General features: G+C 63.4%; 18 protein-coding genes. 9 read left to right on the top strand and 9 right to left on the bottom strand.

Features of this window, described 5'->3' with window-relative positions; genetic code table 11:
* Window positions 1–145: 145 nt before the first annotated feature.
* On the top strand, window positions 146–1,207 hold the full coding sequence (locus ACF8FG_RS00875; protein WP_026031876.1) for an AraC family transcriptional regulator: 1,062 nt from the start codon (window positions 146–148) through the stop codon (window positions 1,205–1,207).
* Here the strand turns inward: ACF8FG_RS00875 and ACF8FG_RS00870 are convergent.
* A complete protein-coding gene (locus ACF8FG_RS00870) occupies window positions 1,164–2,618 on the bottom strand; it encodes a TrkH family potassium uptake protein (RefSeq protein ID WP_004576878.1) in 1,455 nt (484 codons plus the stop codon). The genes ACF8FG_RS00875 and ACF8FG_RS00870 overlap by 44 nt on opposite strands.
* 102 nt (window positions 2,619–2,720) lie before the next feature.
* On the opposite strand from ACF8FG_RS00870, the gene ACF8FG_RS00865 reads away from it, so the two are divergent.
* Window positions 2,721–3,278, top strand: coding sequence for an NAD(P)H nitroreductase (locus ACF8FG_RS00865; protein ID WP_019437588.1), 558 nt, complete (start codon window positions 2,721–2,723; stop codon window positions 3,276–3,278).
* Window positions 3,279–3,406: 128 nt separating this feature from the next.
* On the opposite strand, the gene ACF8FG_RS00860 is transcribed toward ACF8FG_RS00865, so the two are convergent.
* The 5 genes from ACF8FG_RS00860 to ACF8FG_RS00840 all read right to left on the bottom strand — a co-directional run bounded on the left by ACF8FG_RS00860 (window position 3,407) and on the right by ACF8FG_RS00840 (window position 7,298).
* Entirely contained in the window at window positions 3,407–4,747 is a 1,341-nt protein-coding gene (locus ACF8FG_RS00860; protein WP_019437589.1) for a HAMP domain-containing sensor histidine kinase, read from the bottom strand.
* 58 nt (window positions 4,748–4,805) lie between these two features.
* The gene (locus ACF8FG_RS00855) at window positions 4,806–5,222 is read right to left on the bottom strand and encodes a Spy/CpxP family protein refolding chaperone (protein WP_014590086.1); all 417 of its coding nucleotides are present in this window, start codon (window positions 5,220–5,222) and stop codon (window positions 4,806–4,808) included.
* A gap of 163 nt (window positions 5,223–5,385) precedes the next feature.
* Complete coding sequence (locus ACF8FG_RS00850; protein ID WP_003254551.1) at window positions 5,386–6,063, bottom strand: response regulator transcription factor; 678 nt, start codon at window positions 6,061–6,063, stop codon at window positions 5,386–5,388.
* A 340-nt stretch (window positions 6,064–6,403) separates the two neighbouring features.
* Window positions 6,404–6,703, bottom strand: coding sequence for a YciI family protein (locus ACF8FG_RS00845; protein WP_003254549.1), 300 nt, complete (start codon window positions 6,701–6,703; stop codon window positions 6,404–6,406).
* A 1-nt stretch (window position 6,704) separates the two neighbouring features.
* Window positions 6,705–7,298: a septation protein A gene (locus tag ACF8FG_RS00840; RefSeq protein ID WP_019437590.1), complete on the bottom strand. Its 594-nt coding sequence runs from the start codon at window positions 7,296–7,298 to the stop codon at window positions 6,705–6,707.
* Window positions 7,299–7,365: 67 nt separating this feature from the next.
* Here ACF8FG_RS00840 and ACF8FG_RS00835 point away from each other — a divergent pair, with 67 nt between their 5' ends.
* The 6 genes from ACF8FG_RS00835 to ACF8FG_RS00810 all read left to right on the top strand — a co-directional run bounded on the left by ACF8FG_RS00835 (window position 7,366) and on the right by ACF8FG_RS00810 (window position 13,867).
* Window positions 7,366–8,226 carry a PHP domain-containing protein gene (locus ACF8FG_RS00835; RefSeq protein ID WP_019437591.1) on the top strand — a complete coding sequence of 287 codons (861 nt, stop codon included), beginning with the start codon at window positions 7,366–7,368 and terminating at the stop codon, window positions 8,224–8,226.
* Window positions 8,227–8,239: 13 nt separating this feature from the next.
* On the top strand, window positions 8,240–8,869 hold the full coding sequence (locus ACF8FG_RS00830) for an L-threonylcarbamoyladenylate synthase (RefSeq protein ID WP_014590089.1): 630 nt from the start codon (window positions 8,240–8,242) through the stop codon (window positions 8,867–8,869).
* Between the two features lie 110 nt (window positions 8,870–8,979).
* Window positions 8,980–9,720 carry a ScpA family protein gene (locus ACF8FG_RS00825; RefSeq protein ID WP_318080079.1) on the top strand — a complete coding sequence of 247 codons (741 nt, stop codon included), beginning with the start codon at window positions 8,980–8,982 and terminating at the stop codon, window positions 9,718–9,720.
* Window positions 9,707–10,474: an SMC-Scp complex subunit ScpB gene (gene scpB / locus ACF8FG_RS00820; RefSeq protein WP_014590091.1), complete on the top strand. Its 768-nt coding sequence runs from the start codon at window positions 9,707–9,709 to the stop codon at window positions 10,472–10,474. The genes ACF8FG_RS00825 and scpB overlap by 14 nt, the downstream gene beginning before the upstream one ends.
* 265 nt (window positions 10,475–10,739) lie before the next feature.
* Window positions 10,740–11,807: a 23S rRNA pseudouridine(2605) synthase RluB gene (rluB, locus tag ACF8FG_RS00815; RefSeq protein WP_003254539.1), complete on the top strand. Its 1,068-nt coding sequence runs from the start codon at window positions 10,740–10,742 to the stop codon at window positions 11,805–11,807.
* Between the two features lie 641 nt (window positions 11,808–12,448).
* Complete coding sequence (locus ACF8FG_RS00810; RefSeq protein WP_318080071.1) at window positions 12,449–13,867, top strand: amino acid permease; 1,419 nt, start codon at window positions 12,449–12,451, stop codon at window positions 13,865–13,867.
* A gap of 138 nt (window positions 13,868–14,005) precedes the next feature.
* On the opposite strand, the gene ACF8FG_RS00805 is transcribed toward ACF8FG_RS00810, so the two are convergent.
* A complete protein-coding gene (locus ACF8FG_RS00805; protein ID WP_003254537.1) occupies window positions 14,006–14,890 on the bottom strand; it encodes a LysR substrate-binding domain-containing protein in 885 nt (294 codons plus the stop codon).
* A 152-nt stretch (window positions 14,891–15,042) separates the two neighbouring features.
* Here ACF8FG_RS00805 and ACF8FG_RS00800 point away from each other — a divergent pair, with 152 nt between their 5' ends.
* Entirely contained in the window at window positions 15,043–18,063 is a 3,021-nt protein-coding gene (locus ACF8FG_RS00800; RefSeq protein ID WP_076402683.1) for an FAD-binding and (Fe-S)-binding domain-containing protein, read from the top strand.
* Between the two features lie 132 nt (window positions 18,064–18,195).
* On the opposite strand, the gene ACF8FG_RS00795 is transcribed toward ACF8FG_RS00800, so the two are convergent.
* Window positions 18,196–19,398: an MFS transporter gene (locus tag ACF8FG_RS00795; RefSeq protein WP_014590095.1), complete on the bottom strand. Its 1,203-nt coding sequence runs from the start codon at window positions 19,396–19,398 to the stop codon at window positions 18,196–18,198.
* Between the two features lie 90 nt (window positions 19,399–19,488).
* Window positions 19,489–23,688, bottom strand: coding sequence for a deaminase domain-containing protein (locus tag ACF8FG_RS00790; RefSeq protein WP_318080067.1), 4,200 nt, complete (start codon window positions 23,686–23,688; stop codon window positions 19,489–19,491).
* Window positions 23,689–23,770 lie beyond the last annotated feature (82 nt).

Genomic DNA, 23,770 nt, shown 5'->3' with positions numbered 1-23,770 from the left:
TCCGGGATTAATACTTCTGGACAAGATACACGGCGTGGAGCCTGATTCGAGTCTAGAGTGACTGACGGGGCCTACCAGTGACAATAGGCGCCAAATGAGTATCCTTGGGGTTCACCGCAGGAGCGGTTGGTAAAAGAAGCCTGTCATGAGCGAAAGAACAACGTCAGCCAGTTGGGCATCAGGGATCGTGAAGGCACTTGAACTGGAAGGGCTGGATTGCAGAGCCATGTTCAAGCAATTAGGGTTGGACTTTGCCGCCCTCGACGACCCCGATGCACGCTTTCCGCAAGACTCCATGACCCGCCTCTGGCAACTGGCGGTGGAGCTGTCGGGCAATCAGGCCATCGGCCTGAACATGGCACGGGTGGTCCGCCCGGCGTCGTTCCATGTAGTGGGCTATGCGTTGATGTCCAGCCGCACCCTGGCCGAGGGCTTCGAGCGCCTGGTGCGCTACCAGCGCATCATCGCCGAAAGCTCCGACCTCAGTTTCGTCCTCGGCCCCGAGGGTTATTCGCTGATTCTGACCGTGCACGGCGACCACCTGCCGCCAACCCGGCATAGCGCCGAAGCGTCGCTGGCCTGTGCGCTGGCGCTGTGTAAATGGCTCAGTGGCCGGCCGGTCCAGCCGCGGCGGGTACTGGTGCAGGGGCCGCAGCCGAAGAATGTCGAGCCTTACAAGGTGGCGTTCCATTCGCCGCTGGTGTTCGGCGCCCCACATGATGCGCTGGTGTTCGAGCGGGCCGACATGGAGGCGCCGCTGCCGACCGCCAACGAGGCCATGGCGGTGCTGCACGACCGGTTTGCCGGCGAGTACCTGGCACGCTTCTCCGAAAGCCGGGTCAGCCACCGCGTACGCCAGGTGTTGTGCCGAATCCTGCCGCAGGGTGAGCCCAAGCGCGAAACCCTGGCCCAGGCCCTGCACCTGTCGCAGCGCACCTTGCAACGGCGGCTGCAGGAGGAAGGCACCAGCTTCCAGACCTTGCTTGACGACACCCGCCGCGAACTGGCCGAACAATACCTGGCCCAGCCGGGCATGACCTTGCTGGAAACCGCCTACCTGTTGGGCTTTGCCGACCCCAGCAACTTCTATCGGGCGTTCCGCCGCTGGTTTGATGCCACGCCCAGCGAGTACCGCGCCCGCCTGGGCGCGGAAGGCGAAGTGCTCAGTGACGCCAGAACGCCGGCATGCACAACACCAGCACCGTGATGATTTCCAGGCGGCCCAGCAGCATGCCGGCCGCCAGAATCCATTTGGCCGCGTCAGGCAGCGTGGCGTAGTTGCCCGACGGGCCGATCACTTCACCCAGGCCTGGGCCTACACCCGAAACCGTGCCGGCGGCACCGGTCAGCGCAGTCATCCAGTCAACGCCCAGCAGCGACAGCAGCAGCGCCAAGACACAAATGGTGATGGCGAAGAAGAACGAGAACGTCAGGATCGAACGCACGATGTCTTCATCGAGGCGATGACCGTTGTATTTTTGCTTGATCACCGCGCGCGGGTGAATCAGCTGGTTGAGGCTGGCCTTTAGCAGGATGTAGGCCACCTGGAAGCGGAAAATCTTGATACCGCCGGCGGTCGAGCCAGAGCAGCCGCCAACGAAACCCAGGTAAAAGAACAGCATCAGCGAGAAGTTGCCCCACAGGCTGTAGTCCCCCAGGGCGAAACCAGTGGTGGTGACCACAGAGGTCACATTCAGCGCTACGTGGCGCAGGGCGTCGAGCCAGTGCAGGTTGGTGCTGTACCAGTACCAGGTGCCCAACACCAGCCAGGTGACCACCAGCATGCCTAGCAAGCCTTGCACCTGCTGGTCGCGGATCAGCGCCTTGCGGTTGCCGCGCAGGGTGGCTACGTAGAGGGTGAACGGCAGGCTGCCCATGATCATCACCACCACCGCCACCCAGTGCACGGCCGGGATATCCCATTTTGCCAATGACTGGTCGGAGGTGGAGAACCCACCCGTAGAGATAGCCGACATGGCGTGGTTGATCGCATCGAACGGGCTCATGCCCGCCCACCAGAAGGCCAACGCACCAAGTATGGAGAAACCGACGTAAACCGCCACGATCGACTTGGCGACCATGTGCGAACGCGGCATGACCTTTTCCGAGCGGTCGGACGATTCGGTCTGGAACAGGCGCATGCCACCGATGCGCAGCAGCGGCAGGATAGCCACCGCCATGGCGATGAAGCCGATACCGCCAAGCCAGTGGAGCATCGAGCGCCACATGAGGATGCCCGGCGACATGTTATCGAGCCCGCTGAGCACGGTGGCTCCAGTGGCGGTGATGCCTGACATGCTTTCGAAGAAGGCGTCGGTGTAGCTGATGTGCTGGGTCAGCAGGAACGGTAGCGCGGCGAACACGCACACGACCAGCCAGCTGCTGACGGTCAGCAGGTACATGTCGCGCGGGCGCAGGTGTACATGCTCCGGGCGCCCCTGCACCACCAGGGCCAGGCCGGCGATGAAGGTGATCAGGCTCGACCAGAGAAACGACGGCATGTCACCGGTGCGCTCGAAGATCACCAGGGTCGCCATGGGCACGGCCATGCCGACGGCCAGGGTAATCAGGAAGATGCCGATGATGAAACCAATGATCCTTAAGGTCGGCAACGCCATGTGATCTGCTCAGACTCGAAACGGAAGGGCGCCATTCTACCTATGGGTCTGGTGATGTAAACGCTAGAATGGCCACACATTCAACTGCCAGGAGGGTAGCCGATGGAGGCTCTCGACGCATTGCTCAACCGTGTTTCCGTGCCGCGCCTGACCGAACCGGCGCCCAATGCCGCCCAGCGCGAGGCGCTGTTCCAGGCTGCCCTGCGCGCCCCGGACCACGGCCAGCTGCGGCCGTGGCGTTTTCTTACCATTGAAGGCCAGGGCCGCGAGAAGCTGGGTGAGCTGTTCGCCGAAGCCGTGCAGCACAAGGGCGCTGCCAGCCAGGCTGCATTGGACAAGGCCCGTGCGATGCCGCTGCGGGCGCCGTTGCTGATCGTGGTGGTGGCCAGGTTGCAGGACCACTTCAAGGTGCCCAAGTCCGAGCAGCGCCTGGCAGCAGGCTGTGCGGCGCACGCTATTCTGATTGCTGCGCACGCGCAAGGGATCGGCGCGGTGTGGCGTACCGGTGACATGGCTTTCGATGCCCATGTGCACAAGGGGTTGGGGTTGGCCGAGAACGAAGAGCTGATCGGCTACCTGTACATCGGCACGCCGCTGACCGAGCCGCGGACGGCGCCGGTGCTGGAAACGGCTGATTTCGTCAGTGGCTGGGGTGAGTAACCTGGGCTTGGGCTGATTCATGTATCGAGGCTTCCGGCCTCTTCGCGGGTGAACCCGCTCCTACAACAGCAACCACATCCCCGTAGGAGCGGGTTTACCCGCGAAGAGGCCAGGCGCCTTTACACCCATCAACTGCCTGTCGCTTCAGCCAAGGGCAACTCCAGCCTGGCCACAAACCCACCCTGTGGATGATTCTCCAGCACCAGGCTACCGCCATGGCGCTCCGCGGCCTTGCGTGCAATCGCCAGCCCCAAGCCATGCCCCGGTGCTGCTTGCCCCGGCGCGCGGAAGAACGGCTCACCCAGTTGCGCCAGGTGCTCCGCTGCCGCGCCAGGCCCATGGTCACGCACGCTGATCACGATGCGGTCCTGCTCGCGTGCGGCGCTGACCTCGACCGGCTGGCCCACCGGGTTGAAGCGCAGGGCATTGCGCAGCAGGTTGTCCACGGCACGCTCGATCAGCGTTGGCCAACCCTGCAAGCTCAACCCCGGCTGCGCCTCCAGGCGCACGTCCTGCTCCGGCGCGCTCAGCAGGGCGTCCTTGCGTACGCTGCCGAGCAAGGCATTGATGTCGACGGGTTCGGCATGAGCCTGTTCGGCATCCACTCGGGCCAGGGCGAGGATTTCGCTGATCAGGTCTTCCAGGCGGTCGCACTCGCGGGTCAGGCGTGGCCACAGCGCTTGCCGCTGCTCAGGCTCGGCGCGTTCGGCCAGGGCCAGGGCGATACGCAGCCTGGCCAGCGGCGAGCGCAGTTCATGTGACACATCGCGTAGCAGCTGGCGCTGGCTGCCAATGGTGCTTTGCAGGCGCGCGCCCATCTTGTTGAAGTCCTTGGCCAGCACGCCAAACTCGTCGCGCCGCGCTGCCAGCCGTGCCAGGCTGTTCTGCTGATAGGTGGTCTGGCCCAGATCGTGTACGGCGCTGCGCAGTCGGCTTAACGGGCGGGTGATGGACAGCGTCACCAGCAGGCTGAACAGGGTCAGCACGACCAAGGCAATGCCCAGGGCGCTGAGTGGCCACAGCAGGCTTTCACGGTGCCAGGCATCCAGCGCCGGGTGGGGGATACGGTAGATCAGCAAGTAGGTTTCGCCGGTGTCGGGGCTGGTGTATTCCTCGGTCAGCCGGCGCCATGGCAAGCGCCGCTGGTCATTGTGCTGGCGCGCTTCGAAGGCTGCCGCACGGCGAGGGAAGGTACCGGGCACCACGGCCTCACCGCTATCGTCGAGCACCTGCACGTCGATCTTGTAGCGGTCCTTGCGTCGTTCCAGAAAGTGCTGGGCCGCTTCCAGGCCTTCCTGCTCATAGTGCTTGGCCCACTTGCTGGCCAGGGTGTTCAGGCCCGGGTGGCGGCTGAGGATCCAGGCGTCCTGGTTGAGCATGTGCCCCAGCAGGATCGACAGGCCTGCGACCAGGGTGATGGCCAGCCAGAAACTGGCCAGGATGCGCCAGAACAGTGAACGCAAGTGCACCTCCTAAACGGGAAAAGCCCGGCCCGCAGTGATGCGGGCCGGGCACGGGGCGGACAGCTTACTGGGCCTTGGCGCCTTTTTCAGCTTTCCAGGCCTGGAACTCCTGCCACTCGGCTTTCTTGGCGGCGCGTTCTTTTTGCAGTTCATCGAACTTCTTCTGCTGGTCAGGCGTGAGCAACTTGCGCACTGCGCTGTCGGTCTTGTCGCGGCTGGCTTGCAGTTCATCCTTCATGGCTTTCTGGTCGGCGGCCGGCAGCTTGGACAGGTAGCGCTCGGTAATGTCGCGGCGCTGCTGCATTTGCTCGCCCATCAGCTTGCCGATCTGCTGGCGCTGATCGCGGCTCAGGTCCAGTTGGTGGAAAGGCGCATCACCGCGATGATGCGGGCCGTCGTGGCGCGGGCCGCCGTCAGGCATTGCCATGGCCACGGTCGGCAAGGCGGCAGCGAACATCAGGGCGATAAGGGTCTTGCGCATGGTGTCTCTCCTTTCATAGGCCGGTGATTACCGGATGAACACAGTCTAGGGAGATCACCGTCAAGCGCAGTCAGGGGATGGTAAAGGCAAAGTAAAGATGATGGGGCGGTGCAGCCGCGGCCTTGTGCCGCGCAGGGGGGGGCGCACAGCGGCCCCGGTGTGTTTACAGGCAGTAGTAATAGCCACGGCTACGCAACGCCACAATGCGTGGCCGGCCATCGGCGTGGGGGCCGATCTTCTTGCGCAGGTTGCTGACATGCATGTCCAGGCTGCGGTCGTACAGGGTCAGCTTGCGGCCCAGGCCGATCTGCGCCAGTTCCTGTTTGTCCAGAGGTTCGCCGGGCTGACGCAGCAGCGCTTCAAGAATACGGCTTTCGGACAGGGTCAGGGTCATTTCCCGGCCATCGATGCTGGCCACGCCCCGCGCAGGGCTGTAGACCAGGTCACCCAGCTCCATCTGGCTGGTTGTGGCGGTGGGGTGGCTGCGGCGCAGTACTGCGCGCAGTCGGGCAGTGAGCTCACGCGGGTCGCAGGGTTTGGCCAGGTAGTCGTCGGCGCCCAGTTCCAGGCCGAGAATGCGGTCCAGCGGCTCGCCGCGGGCTGACAGCATCAGCACCGGCAGCTCGGCATGTTCGCTGCGCAGCTGCTTGAGAAGCTCCAGGCCGCTGCCGTCGGGCAACATCACATCCAGTACCACGGCAGCAGGGGCATGCTCAGCCAGGGCCAGGCGTGCGCTCTGCCCATCGTGGCAGGCACGCACGGAAAACCCTTCCTGGGTCAGCCAGCTGCCGAGCAGCTCGCACAGTTCCTGGTCATCATCAATCAGTAACAGCTCGCTCATGACTCACTCAATTCAACCATTGACGGCGGTGATTCGGTCCGCCAGTGGCAAAGATACCGCAGACTGATGGCCTGAGTATAACTGCTGGTAACGCGTGGCCCTCTTCGCGGGTAAACCCGCTCCTACAGCGGTCTGTGTCCAACCACCGAGATGTGTCTACCACCAATCTGTGTAGGAGCGGGTTTACCCGCGAATACGGTAGCGGCGGCAACGGTGAACGGCGGATGGAGATTGGCCAGCAGGCCCGGCCTCTTCGCGGGTGAACCCGCTCCTACGGGCGATCGCACAGATCCGAAGGTTTGTGGGTATCTTGTAGCGAAGAGGGCCGTGCCGTCTCAGGTCAAGGCAGTACTTGCTTGAACGGCTTGACCACAACCTTGTCGTACACGCCGGCAGCGATGTACGGGTCGGCATCGGCCCAGGTCTGCGCGGCTGCCAGCGACTCGAATTCGGCAACGATCAAGCTACCGCTGAAACCCGCTTCGCCCGGGTCGTTGCTGTCGATGGCCGGGTGTGGGCCCGCCAGCACCACGCGGCCTTCGGCCTTGAGCTGCTGCAGGCGTTCGATGTGCGCCGGGCGGGCAGCCAGGCGCTTTTCCAGGGAGTTTGCGACGTCGCTGGCGATAATGGCGTAGAGCATGTCAATCCTTGGGTTTGGAGATAGAAGGGTCATCGTGCAGGTGGCGCGACAGGTACACGCCTTGCGCCACCAGGAAGATCACGGTCATGCCCAGGCTGCCGAACACCTTGAAGTCCACCCAGAAGTCCTGGAAGGTGAAGGCGACGAACAGGTTGGCCGCGCCGCAGAACAGGAAGAAAGCGATCCAGGCCAGGTTCAGGCGCGTCCAGATGGCATCAGGCAGGGTCAGGGCGTGGCCCATGATGCGCTTGATCAGCACCCGATCGCCGATGAAGTGGCTGCCGGCAAAACCCAGGGCGAACAGCCAGTTCACGACGGGAGCTTTCCATTTGAGGAAGGTTTCGCTGTGAAAGGTCAGGGTCAGGCCACCGAACACCAGGCAGGCGATCAGCGTCAGCCACTGGCCCTTTTCCAGCTTGCGCTGGCGCAGGAACAGTGCGCCGTACACGACCAGCGAGCTGATGATCAGCATGGCCGTGGCGCTGTAGATGCCGCCAAATTCGAAGTGATGGCCGGCGACTTCCATGGGGCGCGGGTCGAGCTTGTAGACGATGAAGAACAGCAGCAGCGGGATGAAATCGATGAATTGTTTCACAATGGCAGCCAGAATCGGGATGTGACGGCATAATAACAAACATCGATTCCAGCGAAAGCGCTCCTCTATGAATGTTGATCTGCACTGTCACAGCACGGCCTCCGACGGCGCCCTGTCGCCTTCGGTACTGGTTGCCCGGGCTCATGAGCACGGGGTGCAAGCGCTGGCACTGACCGACCATGACACCCTCGAAGGCCTGCCTGAAGCGCGCCAGGCCTGCGTTGACCTGGGTATGCGCTGGGTCAGCGGGGTGGAGCTGTCCTGCACGTGGGGCGGCGCGACCATCCATGTGCTGGGTTATGACTTCCCGCTCGACGCACCGCCATTGCTGGCGGCGATTCAAGCGCTGCACCACGGCCGCTGGCTGCGTGCCGAAGAAATCGACAAACGGCTGGCGGCCAAGGGCATGCCCGGCACACTCGAAGGCGCGCGCGCCGTGCAGCACGAGCTAGGTGACAGCGGCAATGCCCCGGCGCGGCCGCATTTTGCCGAATATCTGGTGCGGGCCGGGCACGTCAAGGACCGTGGTGAAGCGTTTCGCAAGTGGCTGGGCGCCGGCAAGCTGGGCGACGTCAAGCAGCACTGGCCGACGCTCGACGAAACCGTTGCCACGCTGAGAGAGTCCAACGCCTGGGTGAGCCTGGCGCATCCCATGCATTACGACCTGACCCGCAGCAAGCGCAGGCGGCTGATTGCCGACTATATTCAGGCAGGAGGGCAGGCGCTTGAAGTGGTAAACGGGATGATGCCTGCCGAGCAAGTGGGCACCATGTCCATTCTTGCCCGTGAGTTCGGCCTGCTGGCAAGCGCTGGCAGTGACTTCCACGGCCCCGGCACCTGGGGCGAGATCGGTGCCTATCGGCCTTTGCCCGAGGATCTGCCACCTTTGTGGCGTCGATTCAGCCATGAACAGCCTTTGGCGCTATGAACAGGACGATTACGTGAGCCAATTTTTCCAGATTCATCCGGAGAACCCACAAGCGCGCCTGATAAAACAGGCCGTCGAGATCATCCGCAAGGGGGGCGTGGTGGTGTATCCGACGGATTCGGCGTATGCGCTGGGTTGCCAGATAGGCGACAAGTCGGCAATCGAGCGGGTGCGGCGCCTACGCGGGCTGGACAAGACGCACAACTTTACCCTGATGTGCTGCGACATGTCGCAGCTGGGGTTGTACGCCAAGGTCGACACCGGCACCTTCCGCTTGCTGAAGGCGCATGTGCCGGGGCCTTACACCTTCATCCTCAACGGCACGCGTGAAGTGCCGCGCCTGCTGTTGCACGATAAGCGTCGCACCATCGGGCTGCGTGTGCCGGACCACGCCATCACCCTGGCCTTGCTGGCCGAGTTGGGCGAGCCACTGATGAGCGTAAGCCTGATCCTGCCGGGCGACAGCGAGCCGATGACCGACCCTTACGAGATCCGTGAACGGCTGGAGCACCATGTCGACCTGGTGATCGATGGCGGGTTCGGCGACCTCAAGGCGTCGACCATCATCGACCTCTCCGGCGACGAACCGGAACTGATCCGCGAAGGTTGTGGCGACCCCACGCCGTTCCTGGTCAACGCGTGAGCCAGCTGGAAGCGCCTGAGGCGCCGGCCGAACGGGTCGAGGAGCCTCGGCAACTGCAGTTGGCGCTGGTCTATGGTGAAGCCCTGACCGAGCTGCCGCTGGACCTGTACATCCCGCCGGATGCCCTTGAAGTCATCCTCGAAGCTTTCGAAGGCCCGCTGGACCTGTTGCTGTACCTGATCCGCAAGCAGAATATCGATATCCTCGACATCCCTGTGGCCGAGATCACCCGGCAGTACATGGGCTATGTGGAGCTGATGAAAAGCGTACGCCTTGAGCTGGCCGCCGAATACCTGGTGATGGCTGCCATGCTGGCCGAGATCAAGTCACGCATGCTGCTGCCGCGTTCCGCCGACGTCGAGGAGGAGGAGGGTGACCCACGCGCCGAACTGATCCGCCGCCTGCAGGCGTACGAGCGCTTCAAGGCTGCCGCCGAGGGCATCGACGAATTGCCACGGGTCGGGCGCGAGGTGGTGGTGCCGCGCCTGGAAGCGCCGCAGGCCAAGGTACGCAAGCTGTTGCCTCAGGTCAGCCTGGAAGAGCTGCTGATGTCCATGGCCGAGGTGATGCGCCGCAACGACCTGTTCGAAAGCCATCAGATCACCCGTGAGACCTTGTCCACCCGCGAGCGCATGAGCCAGGTGCTGGAGCGTCTCAAGGGCGGTGCCTTTGTGCCGTTCATCGCGCTGTTCGCTGCCGAGGAGGGCAAGCTGGGCGTGGTGGTGACCTTCATGGCCATTCTCGAGCTGGTGAAGGAATCGCTGATCGAACTTGTGCAGAATGAACCTTTCGCCGCCATTCACGTGCGGCTTCGCCCAGCGCCAGTTGAAGAACCCGATGAACCTGAATGAACCCCGCGACCTGGCGTCGCTGATCGAAGCCTTCTTGCTCGCTTCGGGCAAGCCGCAATCCCTGGAGCACCTGTACGAGCTGTTCGAGGAGGCCGAGCGCCCTGAGCCCAAGGTGTTCAAGCGGGCCCTGGAGGTGCTGGGCAAGTCGTGCGATGGGCGTGCGTTCGAGCTCAAGGAGGTGGCCAGCGGCTATCGCCTGCAGATTCGCGAGGATTATGCCCCTTGGGTCGGGCGCCTGTGGGAAGAGCGCCCGCAGCGCTATTCGCGTGCGCTGCTTGAGACATTGGCCCTGATTGCCTACCGCCAGCCGATCACCCGGGGTGAAATCGAGGATGTGCGGGGCGTTGCGGTGAACAGCAATATCATCAAGACCATGATGGAGCGCGAGTGGATTCGCGTGGTCGGCTACCGCGAAGTGCCCGGGCGGCCGGCGATGTTCGCCACCACCAAGGCGTTTCTCGACCATTTCAACCTCAAGAGCCTTGAGGACCTGCCGGCCTTGGCCGAGCTGCGCGAAATGGAACCAGAGCCGCAACTTGATCCGGATGATGCGCCGGTGCCTGCGCACCTGCAGGCGTTGGCGGATGCCAGCCTTGGGGAAGAGGAGGTTGGTGAGCCGAGAGAGGAGACCAGCTTCCGTAGCCTGTTGGTGGAACTGGATGCCATGGAAGACGGTTTGAAAACCGATTTTGATGATCTACGGGGAGAAGAGCCTGAGCCTCCGGTGGAGGAGGAGATCAAGGCACAGCCCTGATTGATCTGTTGCCTGTGCTGGCCTCTTCGCCGGCAAGCCCGCTCCCACAGTGGTATCACAGGTTCCGAAGGTTGCGCGTACCTGTAGGGGCGGGCCTGCCCGCGAAGAGGCCAGCACAAAGCCCACTGGGCAGAAAATCATGCCCATCCCCACAAAACCCTCTACCCTGCAGTGCGTTCCCCTGATGAACCGCGTATGATGCGCGGCCTTTTGGCGCGTTCGTCGCCAGAAACCTGTTTTCATTCCTACACCGGGAGGTGCCCAGATGAGTGAGCAAGACCTGAAAGAAACCGAAATCACCCCGCCATCCGGCGAAAAGCTGCAGAAAGTGCTGGCGCGCATTGGCGTGGGCTCGCGGCGTGATGTCGAGGCCTGGATCAGCCAGGGTCGCATCAAGGTCAACGGCGTCGAGGCCACCCTTGGCCAGCGCGTAGACCTGCACGACGCCATCGCCGTGGACGGCAAGCTGATCAAGCGCGAGGAGGCCGCCGAGGCCACTCGCCGGGTGATCATGTACAACAAGCCCGACGGCGAAATCTGCACCCGTGACGACCCGGAAGGCCGTCCGACCGTGTTCGACCGCTTGCCACGGCCAAAAGAAGGCCGCTGGATCAACATCGGCCGCCTCGACATCAACACCACTGGCTTGCTGCTGTTCACCACCGACGGTGAGCTGGCCAACCGCCTGATGCACCCGTCCTACGAGATGGACCGTGAGTACGCGGTACGTGTGCGTGGTGAAGTCGACGACGAGATGATCGAGCGCCTGAAAGCCGGCGTAATGCTGGAAGACGGCCCGGCCAAGTTCACCGATATCCAGAAGGCACCGGGTGGCGAAGGCTTCAACCACTGGTACCACTGCGTGGTGATGGAAGGTCGTAACCGTGAGGTGCGTCGCCTGTGGGAATCCCAGGGCATGGTGGTCAGCCGCCTGAAGCGTGTGCGTTTCGGCCCGGTGTTCCTCAACTCCGACCTGCCGATGGGCCGCTGGCGCGAAATGACCCAGGGCGAAATCGACATCCTCGCCGCCGAAGTCGGCCTGCAGCCGGTCGCGCTGCCAGCCATGAAGCTCAAGGCCAAGGACAAGATGGAGCGCCTGCAGCGCAAGTCGACCCGCCCGCTGGGCCGTGGCGAGCGCGTGCGCAACCTGCGCCCGGCCCACGAGGGTGCCGCTACCGGCGAACGCCCGGCGCGTCAGCCGCGTGAGGAAGCGCCGCGTAAACCCACCCGTGGCAGCACGGTGGCTGAGCGCCCGAGCGAGATGCGCAAGCGTCCGGGCAAGCCTGATGGTGACAAGCCGGCAGGCCGTGGTCGCGGCAAGCCGCGTGGCTGATAAGCCAGCGTGGTAATCAAGGAACCAGCCTTCGGGCTGGTTTTTTTATGCCTGCGGGAATGCGCGCCAAGCGGCCCAAGATATTGAGCAGAAAGAATTTTTCGGACGACTGGCAAGTTCTTGAGCCGCCCTGTAAAGAAAACTGTACGAATATGGCCGTTTTCAGTCCGCATTTCAGATCATGCCCGATCGTGTAAACAAACCTTGCCGGCGCTCCTGTGCCAAAGCCGTCACCATGGCGCCAGCCACCCTTGCCCAAACCCCCGTCCCCACGGTGTTATAGCAGCCATTGCCTTGTGCAGAAGCCCGCCCATAGAGCCGGGCTGACAAAACAACAAATGGAGGCGCCATGTACGCCGATCACTTCGCCTTTGAAGGCCTAAACCACAGGAACGCTGCGTTTTTTCCCGAGGAAACGATGCAACGCGTTGACGCCTGCGCGTTTGCAGGGGTATACAGTGCGCCGCGTTTTACCTGTGACCCTCTTGCGTACCGCGCACTCTTGATCACGCCTGGTTGACCCGCTCCGGCGGCACCTGAGGTCAAGAAACCCAAGGTAACCACCTTGCCCATTCCGCTGCGCCACGAGCGCGGTGGGTCCGATTCCGTCACAGATAAAAACAATGCAGGTGACTTCGTTCATGAGTGGACAAAACATGCATTCAGGCGAGCTAAAGCGGGGCCTGAAGAACCGCCACATCCAGTTGATCGCCCTCGGCGGTGCGATTGGTACAGGCCTGTTCCTCGGCTCGGCTGGCGTGATGAAATCCGCCGGCCCTTCGATGATTCTTGGCTACGCCATCTGCGGCTTCATCGCCTTCATGATCATGCGCCAGCTGGGTGAAATGATCGTCGAAGAGCCGGTGGCCGGCTCGTTCAGCCATTTCGCCCACACCTACTGGGGTGGTTTCGCCGGCTTCCTGTCGGGCTGGAACTGCTGGGTGCTGTATATCCTGGTGGGTATGTCGGAGCTTTCGGCGGTCGGCAAGTATGTCCACTACTGGTGGCCGGAGATCCCCACCTGGGTCACGGCGGCAGCATTCTTCGTGCTGATCAACGCCATCAACCTGATGAACGTGAAGTTCTTCGGTGAAACCGAATTCTGGTTCGCCATCATCAAGGTGGTGGCCATCGTCAGCATGATCGGCCTGGGTGCCTACCTGCTGACCAGCGGCAGCGGCGGCCCTGAAGCCACCGTGGCCAACCTGTGGTCACACGGCGGTTTCTTCCCCAACGGCGTCAGCGGGCTGGTAATGGCCTTGGCTTTCATCATGTTTTCCTTTGGTGGCCTGGAAATGCTCGGCTTCACTGCCGCCGAGGCCGACAAGCCAAAGACCGTGATCCCCAAAGCGATCAACCAGGTCATCTACCGTATCCTGATCTTCTATGTCGGTGCCCTGGTGGTGCTGCTGTCGCTGACCCCGTGGGACAACCTGGTCGCCAGCATCGACGCCTCGGGTGGCAGCTATGGCAGCAGCCCGTTCGTGCAAGTGTTCTCGCTGCTGGGCAGTGACGTGGCTGCCCACCTGCTGAACTTCGTGGTGCTGACTGCGGCGCTGTCGGTGTATAACAGCGGCACCTACTGCAACGCCCGCATGCTGCTGGGTATGGCCGAGCAGGGTGATGCCCCGGCGTCGCTGGCCAAGGTCGACAAGCGGGGCGTGCCAGTGCGTTCGATCCTGGTGTCGGCTGCCGTGACCTTGGTCGCCGTGCTGCTGAACTACCTGATGCCGCAAGACGCTCTGGAGCTGCTGATGTCGCTGGTCGTGGCCACCCTGGTGATCAACTGGGCGATGATCAGCTACTCGCACCTGAAGTTCCGTCAGCACCTCGACCGTACCGGCCAGAAGCCGCTGTTCAAGGCACTGTGGTACCCGTACGGCAACTATGTGGTGCTGGCCTTCGTGGTGCTGATTCTGGGCATCATGCTGATGATCCCGGGCATCCAGGTGTCGGTGTATGCGATCCCGGTGTGGCTGCTTGCGATGTTCGTGGTGTACGTGGTCAAGTCGCGGCGCCAGGTGAATGCGGGCGGTGCTGTTGAGACTGTGGCCAAGTAAGGCGCCATAGGCGGTATGCGAAAACCCGGAGTCAGGTGACTGGCTTCGGGTTTTTTGTTGCCTGTGCCGGCCTCTTCGCGGGTAAACCCGCTCCTACAGGTACAGCGTTGCCCTCAGGTCAGGTGATCCCGGCAAAAATCAGATCTGCTCCAGCAACCACCCCCTGAATGCCCGCAGCGACGGCAGTGCCTCATTCCTCGGCGGGTAGATCAGGTAATAACTACGCTGGCTGGCAAACGCCACACCTGGGCTGTACAGCTCACCCTTGGCCAGTTCTTCCTCCACCAATATGCGCGGCACCAGCCCGATCCCGATCCCGGCACGTACCGCCTGGATCAGGTGCGAGGTCAGCTCGAAGCTCGGCCCCAGCCGCATCGCCCGGTGCGGCAGGCCATGATGGGAAAACCACTCGCCCCACGCATGCGGGTTGTTGGCCACATTCAGCAGCACCTCTTCACTGATCCGCGCCGGGCTCCAGCCTTGGCTGCCGACGCCGGCCTCCGGCGGCAAGATCACCACCAGCTCCTCGGCATGCAGGCGATGGCAGACAAGCCCCGGCAAGTCGTGGCTGGCCACGCCGATGGCGGCATCGATTTCGCTGGTGTCGAAGTTGATGGTTTCAATGCGTGAATGAATGTGCACCAGCATGCCTGGGTGAGCGCTGTAGAACGCATGCAGCCTCGGCAACAGCCATTTCGAGCCGAAGGTTGGCAGAGTAGCCAGGCGCAAGGTGCCTACCCCCGATTGATAGGCCAGTGCCTGCAAGGTGGCGCTGCGGATGCGCCCCAGTGCCTCGCTGAGCTCGCGCTGGTACAGGCGGCCGACATCGGTCAGCTGCACCTGGCGCCCCTCGCGGCGGAATAGGGTCAGGCCCAACTGCTGCTCCAGGGCCTGTACCTGGCGGCTGACCGCGCTTTGGGTCAGCGACAGTTCGGCGGCGGCGCGGGTGTAGCTTTCATGCCGGGCGGCGGCCTCGAAGGCCAGCAGCAGTGACATGGATGGGGTCAGGTGGCGGTAATTCATTCATAAAAGTCATTGATAGCGGCAGGATTATCCGTTTGCCCCTGAGGCGAAACTACAGGAACATTGGCCTATACGTCATCCCTGCATGCCTCAACCCATGCTGGGGCGACAGGGATCCCGTGATTTAGCCAATATCAAGAGGCCATCCTTCGATGATCGCCCAGCTGTCCACCGTTGCACCGAGCGCCAATTACCCCGAATTCCTCGAAGCCCTGCGCAACAGCGGCTTCCGTGGCCAGATCAGTGCCGACTACGCAACCCGCACGGTACTGGCCACCGACAACTCGATCTACCAGCGCTTGCCGCAGGCGGCGGTGTTCCCGCTGGATGCCGATGATGTGGCGCGGGTCGCCACGCTGATGGGCGAACCGCGCTTCCAGCAGGTCAGGCTGACCCCCCGCGGTGGTGGCACCGGCACCAACGGCCAGTCGCTGACCGACGGTATCGTCGTCGACCTGTCGCGGCACATGAACAAGATCCTCGAAATCAACGTGGAAGAGCGCTGGGTGCGGGTACAGGCCGGTACGGTCAAGGACCAGCTCAATGCTGCGCTCAAGCCGCACGGGCTGTTCTTCGCCCCTGAGCTGTCCACCTCCAACCGCGCCACGGTCGGCGGCATGATCAACACGGATGCCAGTGGCCAGGGCAGTTGCACCTACGGCAAAACCCGCGACCACGTGCTGGAGCTGCACAGCGTGCTGCTCGGTGGCGAACGCCTGCACAGTCTGCCGATCGACGATGCTGCGCTGGAGCAGGCCTGCGCCGCGCCGGGCCGGGTCGGCGAGGTGTACCGCATGGCCCGGGAAATTCAGGAAACCCAGGCCGAACTGATTGAAACCACCTTCCCCAAGCTCAACCGTTGCCTGACCGGCTACGACCTGGCTCACCTGCGCGACGAGCAGGGCCGTTTCAACCTCAACAGCGTGCTGTGCGGCGCCGAGGGCTCACTGGGCTACGTGGTCGAAGCCAAGCTCAACGTGCTGCCGATTCCCAAGTATGCGGTGCTGGTCAACGTACGCTACACCAGCTTCATGGATGCGCTGCGTGATGCCAATGCGCTGATGGCGCACAAGCCGCTGTCGATCGAGACGGTCGACTCCAAGGTGCTGATGCTGGCGATGAAAGACATCGTCTGGCACAGCGTTGCCGAGTACTTCCCGGCGGACCCCGAGCGCCCCACGCTGGGCATCAACCTGGTGGAGTTCTGCGGCGACGAGCCGGCCGAGGTCAACGCCAAGGTGCAGGCGTTCATCCAGCACCTGCAAAGCGACACCAGCGTCGAGCGCCTGGGCCACACCTTGGCCGAAGGCGCCGAGGCAGTCACCCGCGTCTATACCATGCGCAAGCGTTCGGTGGGCCTGCTGGGCAACGTCGAAGGCGAAGTGCGCCCGCAGCCGTTCGTGGAGGACACCGCAGTACCACCAGAGCAGTTGGCCGACTACATCGCCGACTTCCGCGCACTGCTCGACGGCTACGGCCTGGCCTACGGCATGTTTGGCCACGTCGATGCCGGCGTGCTGCACGTGCGCCCGGCACTGGACATGAAGGACCCGGCGCAGGCCGCACTGGTCAAGCCGATTTCCGATGCAGTTGCCGCGCTGACCAAACGCTATGGCGGGTTGCTGTGGGGTGAGCACGGCAAAGGCTTGCGCTCGGAATACGTGCCCGAGTACTTCGGCGAGCTGTACCCGGCGTTGCAGCGTCTGAAGGGCGCCTTTGACCCCCACAACCAGCTCAACCCGGGCAAGATCTGCACACCACTGGGCAGCGCCGAGGGGCTGACCCCGGTCGATGGCGTGACCCTGCGCGGCGACCTTGACCGTACCATTGACGAGCGCGTATGGCAGGACTTCCCCAGCGCCGTGCACTGCAACGGCAATGGCGCCTGTTACAACTATGACCCCAACGACGCCATGTGCCCGTCGTGGAAAGCTACCCGCGAACGCCAGCATTCGCCCAAGGGCCGCGCCTCGCTGATGCGCGAGTGGTTGCGCCTGCAGGGCGAGGCGAACATCGATGTGCTGGCTGCGGCGCGCAACAAGGTGTCGTGGCTCAAGGGCCTGCCGGCGCGTCTGCGCAACAACCGCGCGCGCAGCCAAGGCCAGGAAGACTTCTCCCATGAAGTGTACGACGCCATGGCCGGCTGCCTGGCGTGCAAGTCGTGCGCCGGGCAGTGCCCGATCAAGGTCAATGTGCCGGATTTCCGCTCGCGCTTCCTCGAGCTGTACCACGGTCGCTACCAGCGCCCGCTGCGTGACTACCTGATCGGCTCGCTCGAGTTCACCATTCCCTACCTGGCGCACGCGCCGGGGCTGTACAACGCGGTGATGGGCTCGAAGTGGGTGAGCCAGCTGCTGGCCGACAAGGTGGGCATGGTCGACAGCCCGCTGATCAGCCGCTTCAACTTCCAGGCTACCCTGACCCGTTGCCGCGTCGGCGTGGCCACGGTGCCGGCCCTGCGCGAGCTGACCCCGGCCCAGCGCGAGCGCAGCATCGTGCTGGTGCAGGACGCCTTCACCCGCTACTTCGAAACGCCGCTGCTGTCGGCCTTCATCGACCTTGCCCACCGCCTGGGCCACCGGGTATTCCTGGCGCCGTACAGCGCCAACGGCAAGCCGTTGCACGTACAGGGTTTCCTTGGCGCATTTGCCAAGGCAGCGATCCGCAACGCCACGCAGCTCAGGGCCCTGGCCGATTGCGGTGTGCCGCTGGTGGGGTTGGACCCAGCGATGACGCTTGTGTATCGCCAGGAGTACCAGAAGGTGCCAGGCCTGGAGGGTTGCCCGCAGGTGCTGCTGCCGCAGGAATGGTTGATGGATGTGCTGCCCGAGCAGGCGCCTACCGCACCGGGCAGCTTCCGCCTGATGGCGCACTGCACCGAGAAGACCAACGTGCCGGCCAGCACCCGGCAGTGGGAGCAGGTGTTCGCCCGTCTGGGGCTGAAGCTGGTGACCGAGGCCACGGGTTGCTGCGGTATGTCCGGTACCTATGGGCATGAAGCCCGCAACCAGGAAACCTCGCGGACCATATTCGAGCAGAGCTGGGCGACCAAGCTGGACAAGGAAGGGGAGCCGCTGGCGACCGGTTACTCGTGCCGTAGCCAGGTCAAGCGCATGACCGAGCGGAAGATGCGTCACCCGCTTGAGGTGGTGTTGCAGTACGCTCAGCGCTAAGGTTCAGGGCCTTTGGGGGCTGCTTTGCAGCCCTTCGCGGGTAAACCCGCTCCTACGGGGGAGCGTGCAAGCCAGGCTGGCGCGTCAACCCTGCAGGCCCAGGGTTACCCGCGAAGAGGCCGGCACCGGCTTTCAGGCTTCTGTTGTACGGTCCCTGTCCCGACGCCCCTGGCGGTACAAATAGAGGCTCAATACCAACCCACACGCTGCCGCAGCCGCCGCGAACAGAAACATCGAAGCAAAGCCGAAGCCCGCCGCCACCGCACCGACCAAGGGCCCAGTGACCCCCAGTGACAGGTCAATGAACAGCGAATACGCCCCCACCGCCGCCCCGCGGTTAGCTGCCGACACTTGGTTTACTGCCTCCACACCCAATGCCGGAAACACCAGCGAGAAACCAAAACCGCTCAATGCAGCCCCCGCCAAGGCCAGTTCGGCGTTGGGTGCCAGCCACAGCATCAACAGCCCGAGCGTTTCCACCGACAGGCAGGCGATCGCCACCCTGAATCCCCCGATGCGATTGATCAGGTTGCCAAAGAGCAGCCGTGCACTGATGAAACTGGCGCCGAACAGGCTAAGGGTCAGCGCCGCATTGGCCCACCCTCGGCTTGCATAGTAAAGGGTGATGAAGGTGGCGATGGTGCCAAAGCCGATCGAACCCAGGGCAAGCCCCGAGCCATGCGGGAATACCTTGCCCAGCACCCGCAGGAACGGCAGGCGTACACCAATGACGATGGGTGCGGCTTGCTTGGGCCAGGCCAGCAGCAAACCGAGTACGCACAGCAGGATGATGCCCACACCCATGCTCCACAGCCCGAGACCCTTGACCATCAGTACGCCCAGTGGGGCGCCGATGGCCAGCGCACCATAGCTGGCGATGCCGTTCCAGGAGATGACCTTGGCCGTGTTTGCAGCACCCACCCGGCCAATGCCCCAGCCGATCGCACCCGAGCCCACCAGGCTTTCTGCGCTACCCAGCACCAGGCGGCCGACCAGCAGGCAAGCCAGGCTCAGCCAGGGCAGGTGAGTGAGGAAGGCGCAGGCCAGCATGAATACCCCGCTAAGCCCGCAACCGGCCAGGCCGTACATGACCGCCTTCTTGCTGCCGTGGTTGTCGATGATACGGCTGGCGCCAGGGCGGCTGAGCAACGTCGCGAGGTACTGCACGCTGATAGCCAGGCCGGCGACCACGGCACTGAAACCCAGGTCGTTGTGCACATAGCCGGGCAAAACGGCCAGGGGGATGCCGATGTTCAGGTAGCCGATGAAGGTGAACAGGACGATGGAGACGACTTGCCCAGTGACGGCAAGGGACGTGGGACTGCGTGCTGGCATTGGGGATCCGTTGCTGCGGTAAGGATGGCGGTGTGTGCCGCCATCTTAACCACAGCAAGGGTATTTGCGGGCGAAGCTGTCAGCCTGTAGTCAGTTGGTGTAATCGAGCATCCAGGTCACACTGAACTCGGCTTGCGGGTAATCCAGCCGCAAGCGCGGCAGGACGAAGCCGCCACAGGAGCGACAGGAGTCGAGCATTGTGAAGACATCGATACGCTCGACCTCGGTGTGGCGGTGAAGCAGTCTGCGGTTCAGCGCGCTGGCGATGTGTCGTTCGGCATCGAGATGTCGCTTATGGACGCGCGTCCACAGGAAATCTGCGCGCCGCAGGATTGGCAGCTCGGTAAACCGCGGGTCTGGCGGGAAAGACTGGTTAACCTGACGTGCATCGACATATTCCACTGCCGGTGTGAGGCGGGGCGTCGGGGTGATATCCAATGCGCGGCGGCCAGGGCTGCCTGACAGGGCGAAGAACACCACGCGGCTATGGTCCTTCAGCGTGACGCTGGCAAAGGCCAGGTTGACTGGGTAGAGGTGCTGACGCAAGGCAGCCATCGCGTTGTCGTCGAGCGACTGTGCACCTGCTGCCGGTGTGTAAGGGGTAGTGGCGCCGCGCGCAGGTAGCAGATCGTCCAGTACGCCAAGGATGTGTTGGCGGTCTGCGGCGCTGGTGCTGTGGAACTGCCTCCAGATCGGGATTATCTCCCGGTTCAACGCTGCAATGCCGCGACTGGCGGGGCCCGCCAAAGCGTCCTGGGCCGTGCTCTGCGTGAGGATGTTGCGCGCGTATGCCGGGAGCAGGCGCGACTCCATGGCTTCGATGAACTGCAGGTAGGGCGAGGGGCGGCGGGGCTGCCATGTTCGCCCTTGTTCTATCCAGTCGCGCAGCAATCTGGCCACGTTATCGATATCGCGCTGCAGGTTGGGACGCTCGGCGACGATGCGGTAGGTTTCGCTGATTTCCAGGTACCGTTCGATGGCCTCGTGGTCGGTGATTCTCTCGAACTTGCGACGCAGCCCTCTGGGCGGATGTGGCAGCGAAGCTGGCAGGGCCGGGGCATCCAGCAGCCTTGTCTGCCACGCCCAGGGCTGATGGGGGGCGCCATAGAATACCCCCAGATCGGCCTCGACGATCAACCACTGCTCACCGCGCCAGTCGATCAATGCGCCGCGCAGGGTGCGGCGGTCGGGGATGGTCCGCGCCAGCCCGCCCAGGCGCACGGGAGGGCAGTAGTCGGTAATCTGCCTGACTTGCTCGATCGGCATGTCCGCAGGCAAGCCAAAGCGTAGTTCAGGCGATGGGTCGACCACGATGCGCCTGTGGTACACGGGAGGCGAGATGACGCCAAGGCGTAACTGGTTTTCTTCGGCGGGCAAGGGCTTCAATCGCTTGGGGTTATTAGGGGCGTGTACGACGACCTTGCCCTCGCGCACCATGACCTGCGCCCAGATGTCGAAGCGCGTGTGCTGGGGGCGGTAACGAATCGGTACCGGCTCGATTCGCACGGTTTGGAAGGCGTGACTGACCTGTTGTCCGAATGCGGGTGTGCCGGCGTCATTGGGCAAAGGCGAGAAGCTCAGGGCCATTCGCGCTTCGCCGCCGGGGTAAGGCGGCGGCACCATGGTGGGCGGCTGGCCGAGTAGCGGCTCATGCGCAACCCGACGTAGCAGCCCCGAGGTGTTCGGTGTTTGAAGGCGATAGGCGGCGCCATGAATGATTGCATCGACCGTGGCATTGTCGCGGGGGATCAGTGTGGCTGTCTCGGGCAGCTCGCGTGGCACCGGACCATGGCTGCCGGGTATCTGGTCAAGTAGTACGGCATCGGGCGTCTGGCCCGGGAGTACCCTTCGCTGCGTCATGAGTTCCCGGGATTCGGGGGCGACCATCGTCAGTTCGGGCGCGCTGCGCCAGCGCTTGGGCGGGGTAATGCGCTCGCTGAAGTCGGGCGTGATGGGGATGCTGCTCCAGCGTCGGGCGGCACGCGCGGCGTTCAGGCGTGCGGTGTTGGCGCTTTGGCCCAGCACGCCGGGAAGCTTGGCCAATGGTTTGAAGGCCCGTCCACCGAGCGTGACTGCCGCGCCTTTCAGCGCGGCGATGTCCAGGACGCAAGCCAGGGCATCGCTGCCATCCTCTGGGTTCAGGCAACTCAAGCCCGGTATCAGGTTGGAAAACAACCGTTGCAAGTAGCGCCCAGTGCTCACGGACTGGCGCCTGGCCAGGAATTGTTCATGCGGGGTAGCGCCTTTGCCCAGTGCATGCAAAGCATCCCGATTGCCCAAGGCGATATCGCTGGCGTAATGCCTGGCCAGTGAGTCGAGGCGATCTTGCGTGGGGGCGATGAGCACGGGTCGCAAGGCAGGAAAGTCAGCAGCGATCCACGGCAGTCGTGATTGGTTGTATTCGCTGTAGAGCAGCGTCAATTGCTCGGCCAGGCGCGTCGGCGCTGTGTGGGTAACGAAGTGGGCTTGCCAGTGCAGCCGTTCGGGGAACAGCTCGTAAAGCCAATCGCCCTCTGTGCCGGGGGCATGTACGACGAAACCCTGGGTCGCCGTCTGCATGTGCCAGTCCGCTCTGGGGCTGGAGCCGTACTCAGGTCGGTTATCAGGGCCCACGTAGATCGGCCAGGTCACGGCATAGGCGGTCCAGTGGCCATCACGCAGGCGGTCCTTGATATCTTCCGGCAGGTGGCTCAAGCAGCGGTGCAGGATAGCTTGATAGACGTTGATGGCACGCTGTTCCCAAGCGCCGAAGGCCACTTCATACCAGGCGGTCACGTCCGGCAAGCGGGGATTGCCTCGGTAGCCTGCGCCATGGTCAAGGTACATCAGCAGGTGCACCTGGCCATCCGCATTGCGCGACTCTGGCGCTATCCGGCTCTGGAGCAACTGACGACGCGCCTCCTCGAAGCGGTCCGGGAGATCATTGAGGCTTTCAACGTCCCTGACCGCCAGGTAGCGATGCAACGCCAATTGCCATTGCTGGTGCGACCAGGGCGGGGGGAGTTCGAATGATCCGCGCAAGGGGGCCCACACCGCCAGCGTCTGGCGCAGTGCTTCTTCGGGAACGGGGTCATTCTCTTGCAGGGCCTGGCGCATGACCTCTTCTGCGTTGTCGAAGGTCATCGGTTGCTGGCGGGCGCTGAGTATCAGGGCTCCCTGACGGACGCTGGCCCAGCGCAGGTCGGGCTCGAAGCTGAAATCGGCCGGGTAGCCACTGAGCAGTAGTTCGGGCGCGAAGCGGCGCATCAGCAGCTCACCGGCCAGTTGCGCAATCGCCGGGGTGCAGGCGAGACGGATTTGCACACTGTTGATCAGGTCAAGGCGGATTTCCTCAACGGGGAGCGTGGCATTGTCCGGGCTGAACAGATCGAAAGCCATGATCAGCCCCGGCTGGCGGTCATCGGGTGGGTACAACACGTCGATCAAGGTTTGTTCGGCCAAGGCCAAGTGATCGGAGCTGGCATCCCATTCTGCCGAGGCGGCCAGTTCGCCGGCCCATCGGCTGAACATGGACGAATGCAGCAGGGCGTCGAGCGCTTGAGCCGCTGGCGCATTCAAGGCCGGGCCTGGGAGAAACGCCTTTCCATTTTGATCAGGGGTTATGCCTGCCTCCCGTTCGCGGGCAGTGGGCGGGCGGTAACGCCTGCCTTGTGCATAGACTGTCGCACCGAGGGCGTTGAACAGGTGTACGGCAAGGTGAACACCGGCTGGAGGCTTCAGCAGGTGTCTGGCCAGTGTGGGCAGGTCCAGGTAGTTGTCCAGCACCAGTGGACGGGAGGCCGATCGAGGGGGTTGGGGGGTAGTTGGCAAACTGGGGTACAGCAGCAAGGCGGCCGCTACGAAGCAGTCACGCTGGGTCAGGCATACCCGGCGAGCCCAGAGTGCCTGGGCAAGGCTGCAACTGGCATAGGGCCATGGGTAGGGCAGGCCTTCGTTCAACCCGGCGATCAGTGAGGCATCGGTTGCCGTGATCACGATATGGGCCAGTTTTGCCTGCAAGGTCGCCACCAGGTTCGCCTCTACTTGGCTGTCGGCGGGGCGTCGCAGGGTGCGGTTGAAGTGCTCACGCGCCGGTTCACTGGCGAAAGCTGCGGTCAGTTGTTGGCGCAGGTCATGATCGCTCAGGTCGACGGGGAACAGGTCCGTGAAGCCCAGGGCCTGGTTGAAATGTTCGCGCAGCGATGTGGCCAGGTCCATTGGACCGGACAGGTCGCTGTGCAGGCGCACGCTCTCGGCGTCCAGCGTGTCTATCCGGGCGAGTAGGTCGGCGGCGTCAGTGATGGATGACATGGCTCTGCCTCTTTGCGGTTGGAGGCACGAGTCTGTGTGGGGGAGGGGCGGGGTAGGTGGTAGTGGGTTGTTACAACGTTGA

This window comes from Pseudomonas sp. YQ_6, assembly GCF_043103245.1.
In the GTDB taxonomy this organism is placed as follows: domain Bacteria; phylum Pseudomonadota; class Gammaproteobacteria; order Pseudomonadales; family Pseudomonadaceae; genus Aquipseudomonas; species Aquipseudomonas alloputida.
This window is presented reverse-complemented; position numbering and strand designations above follow the sequence as displayed.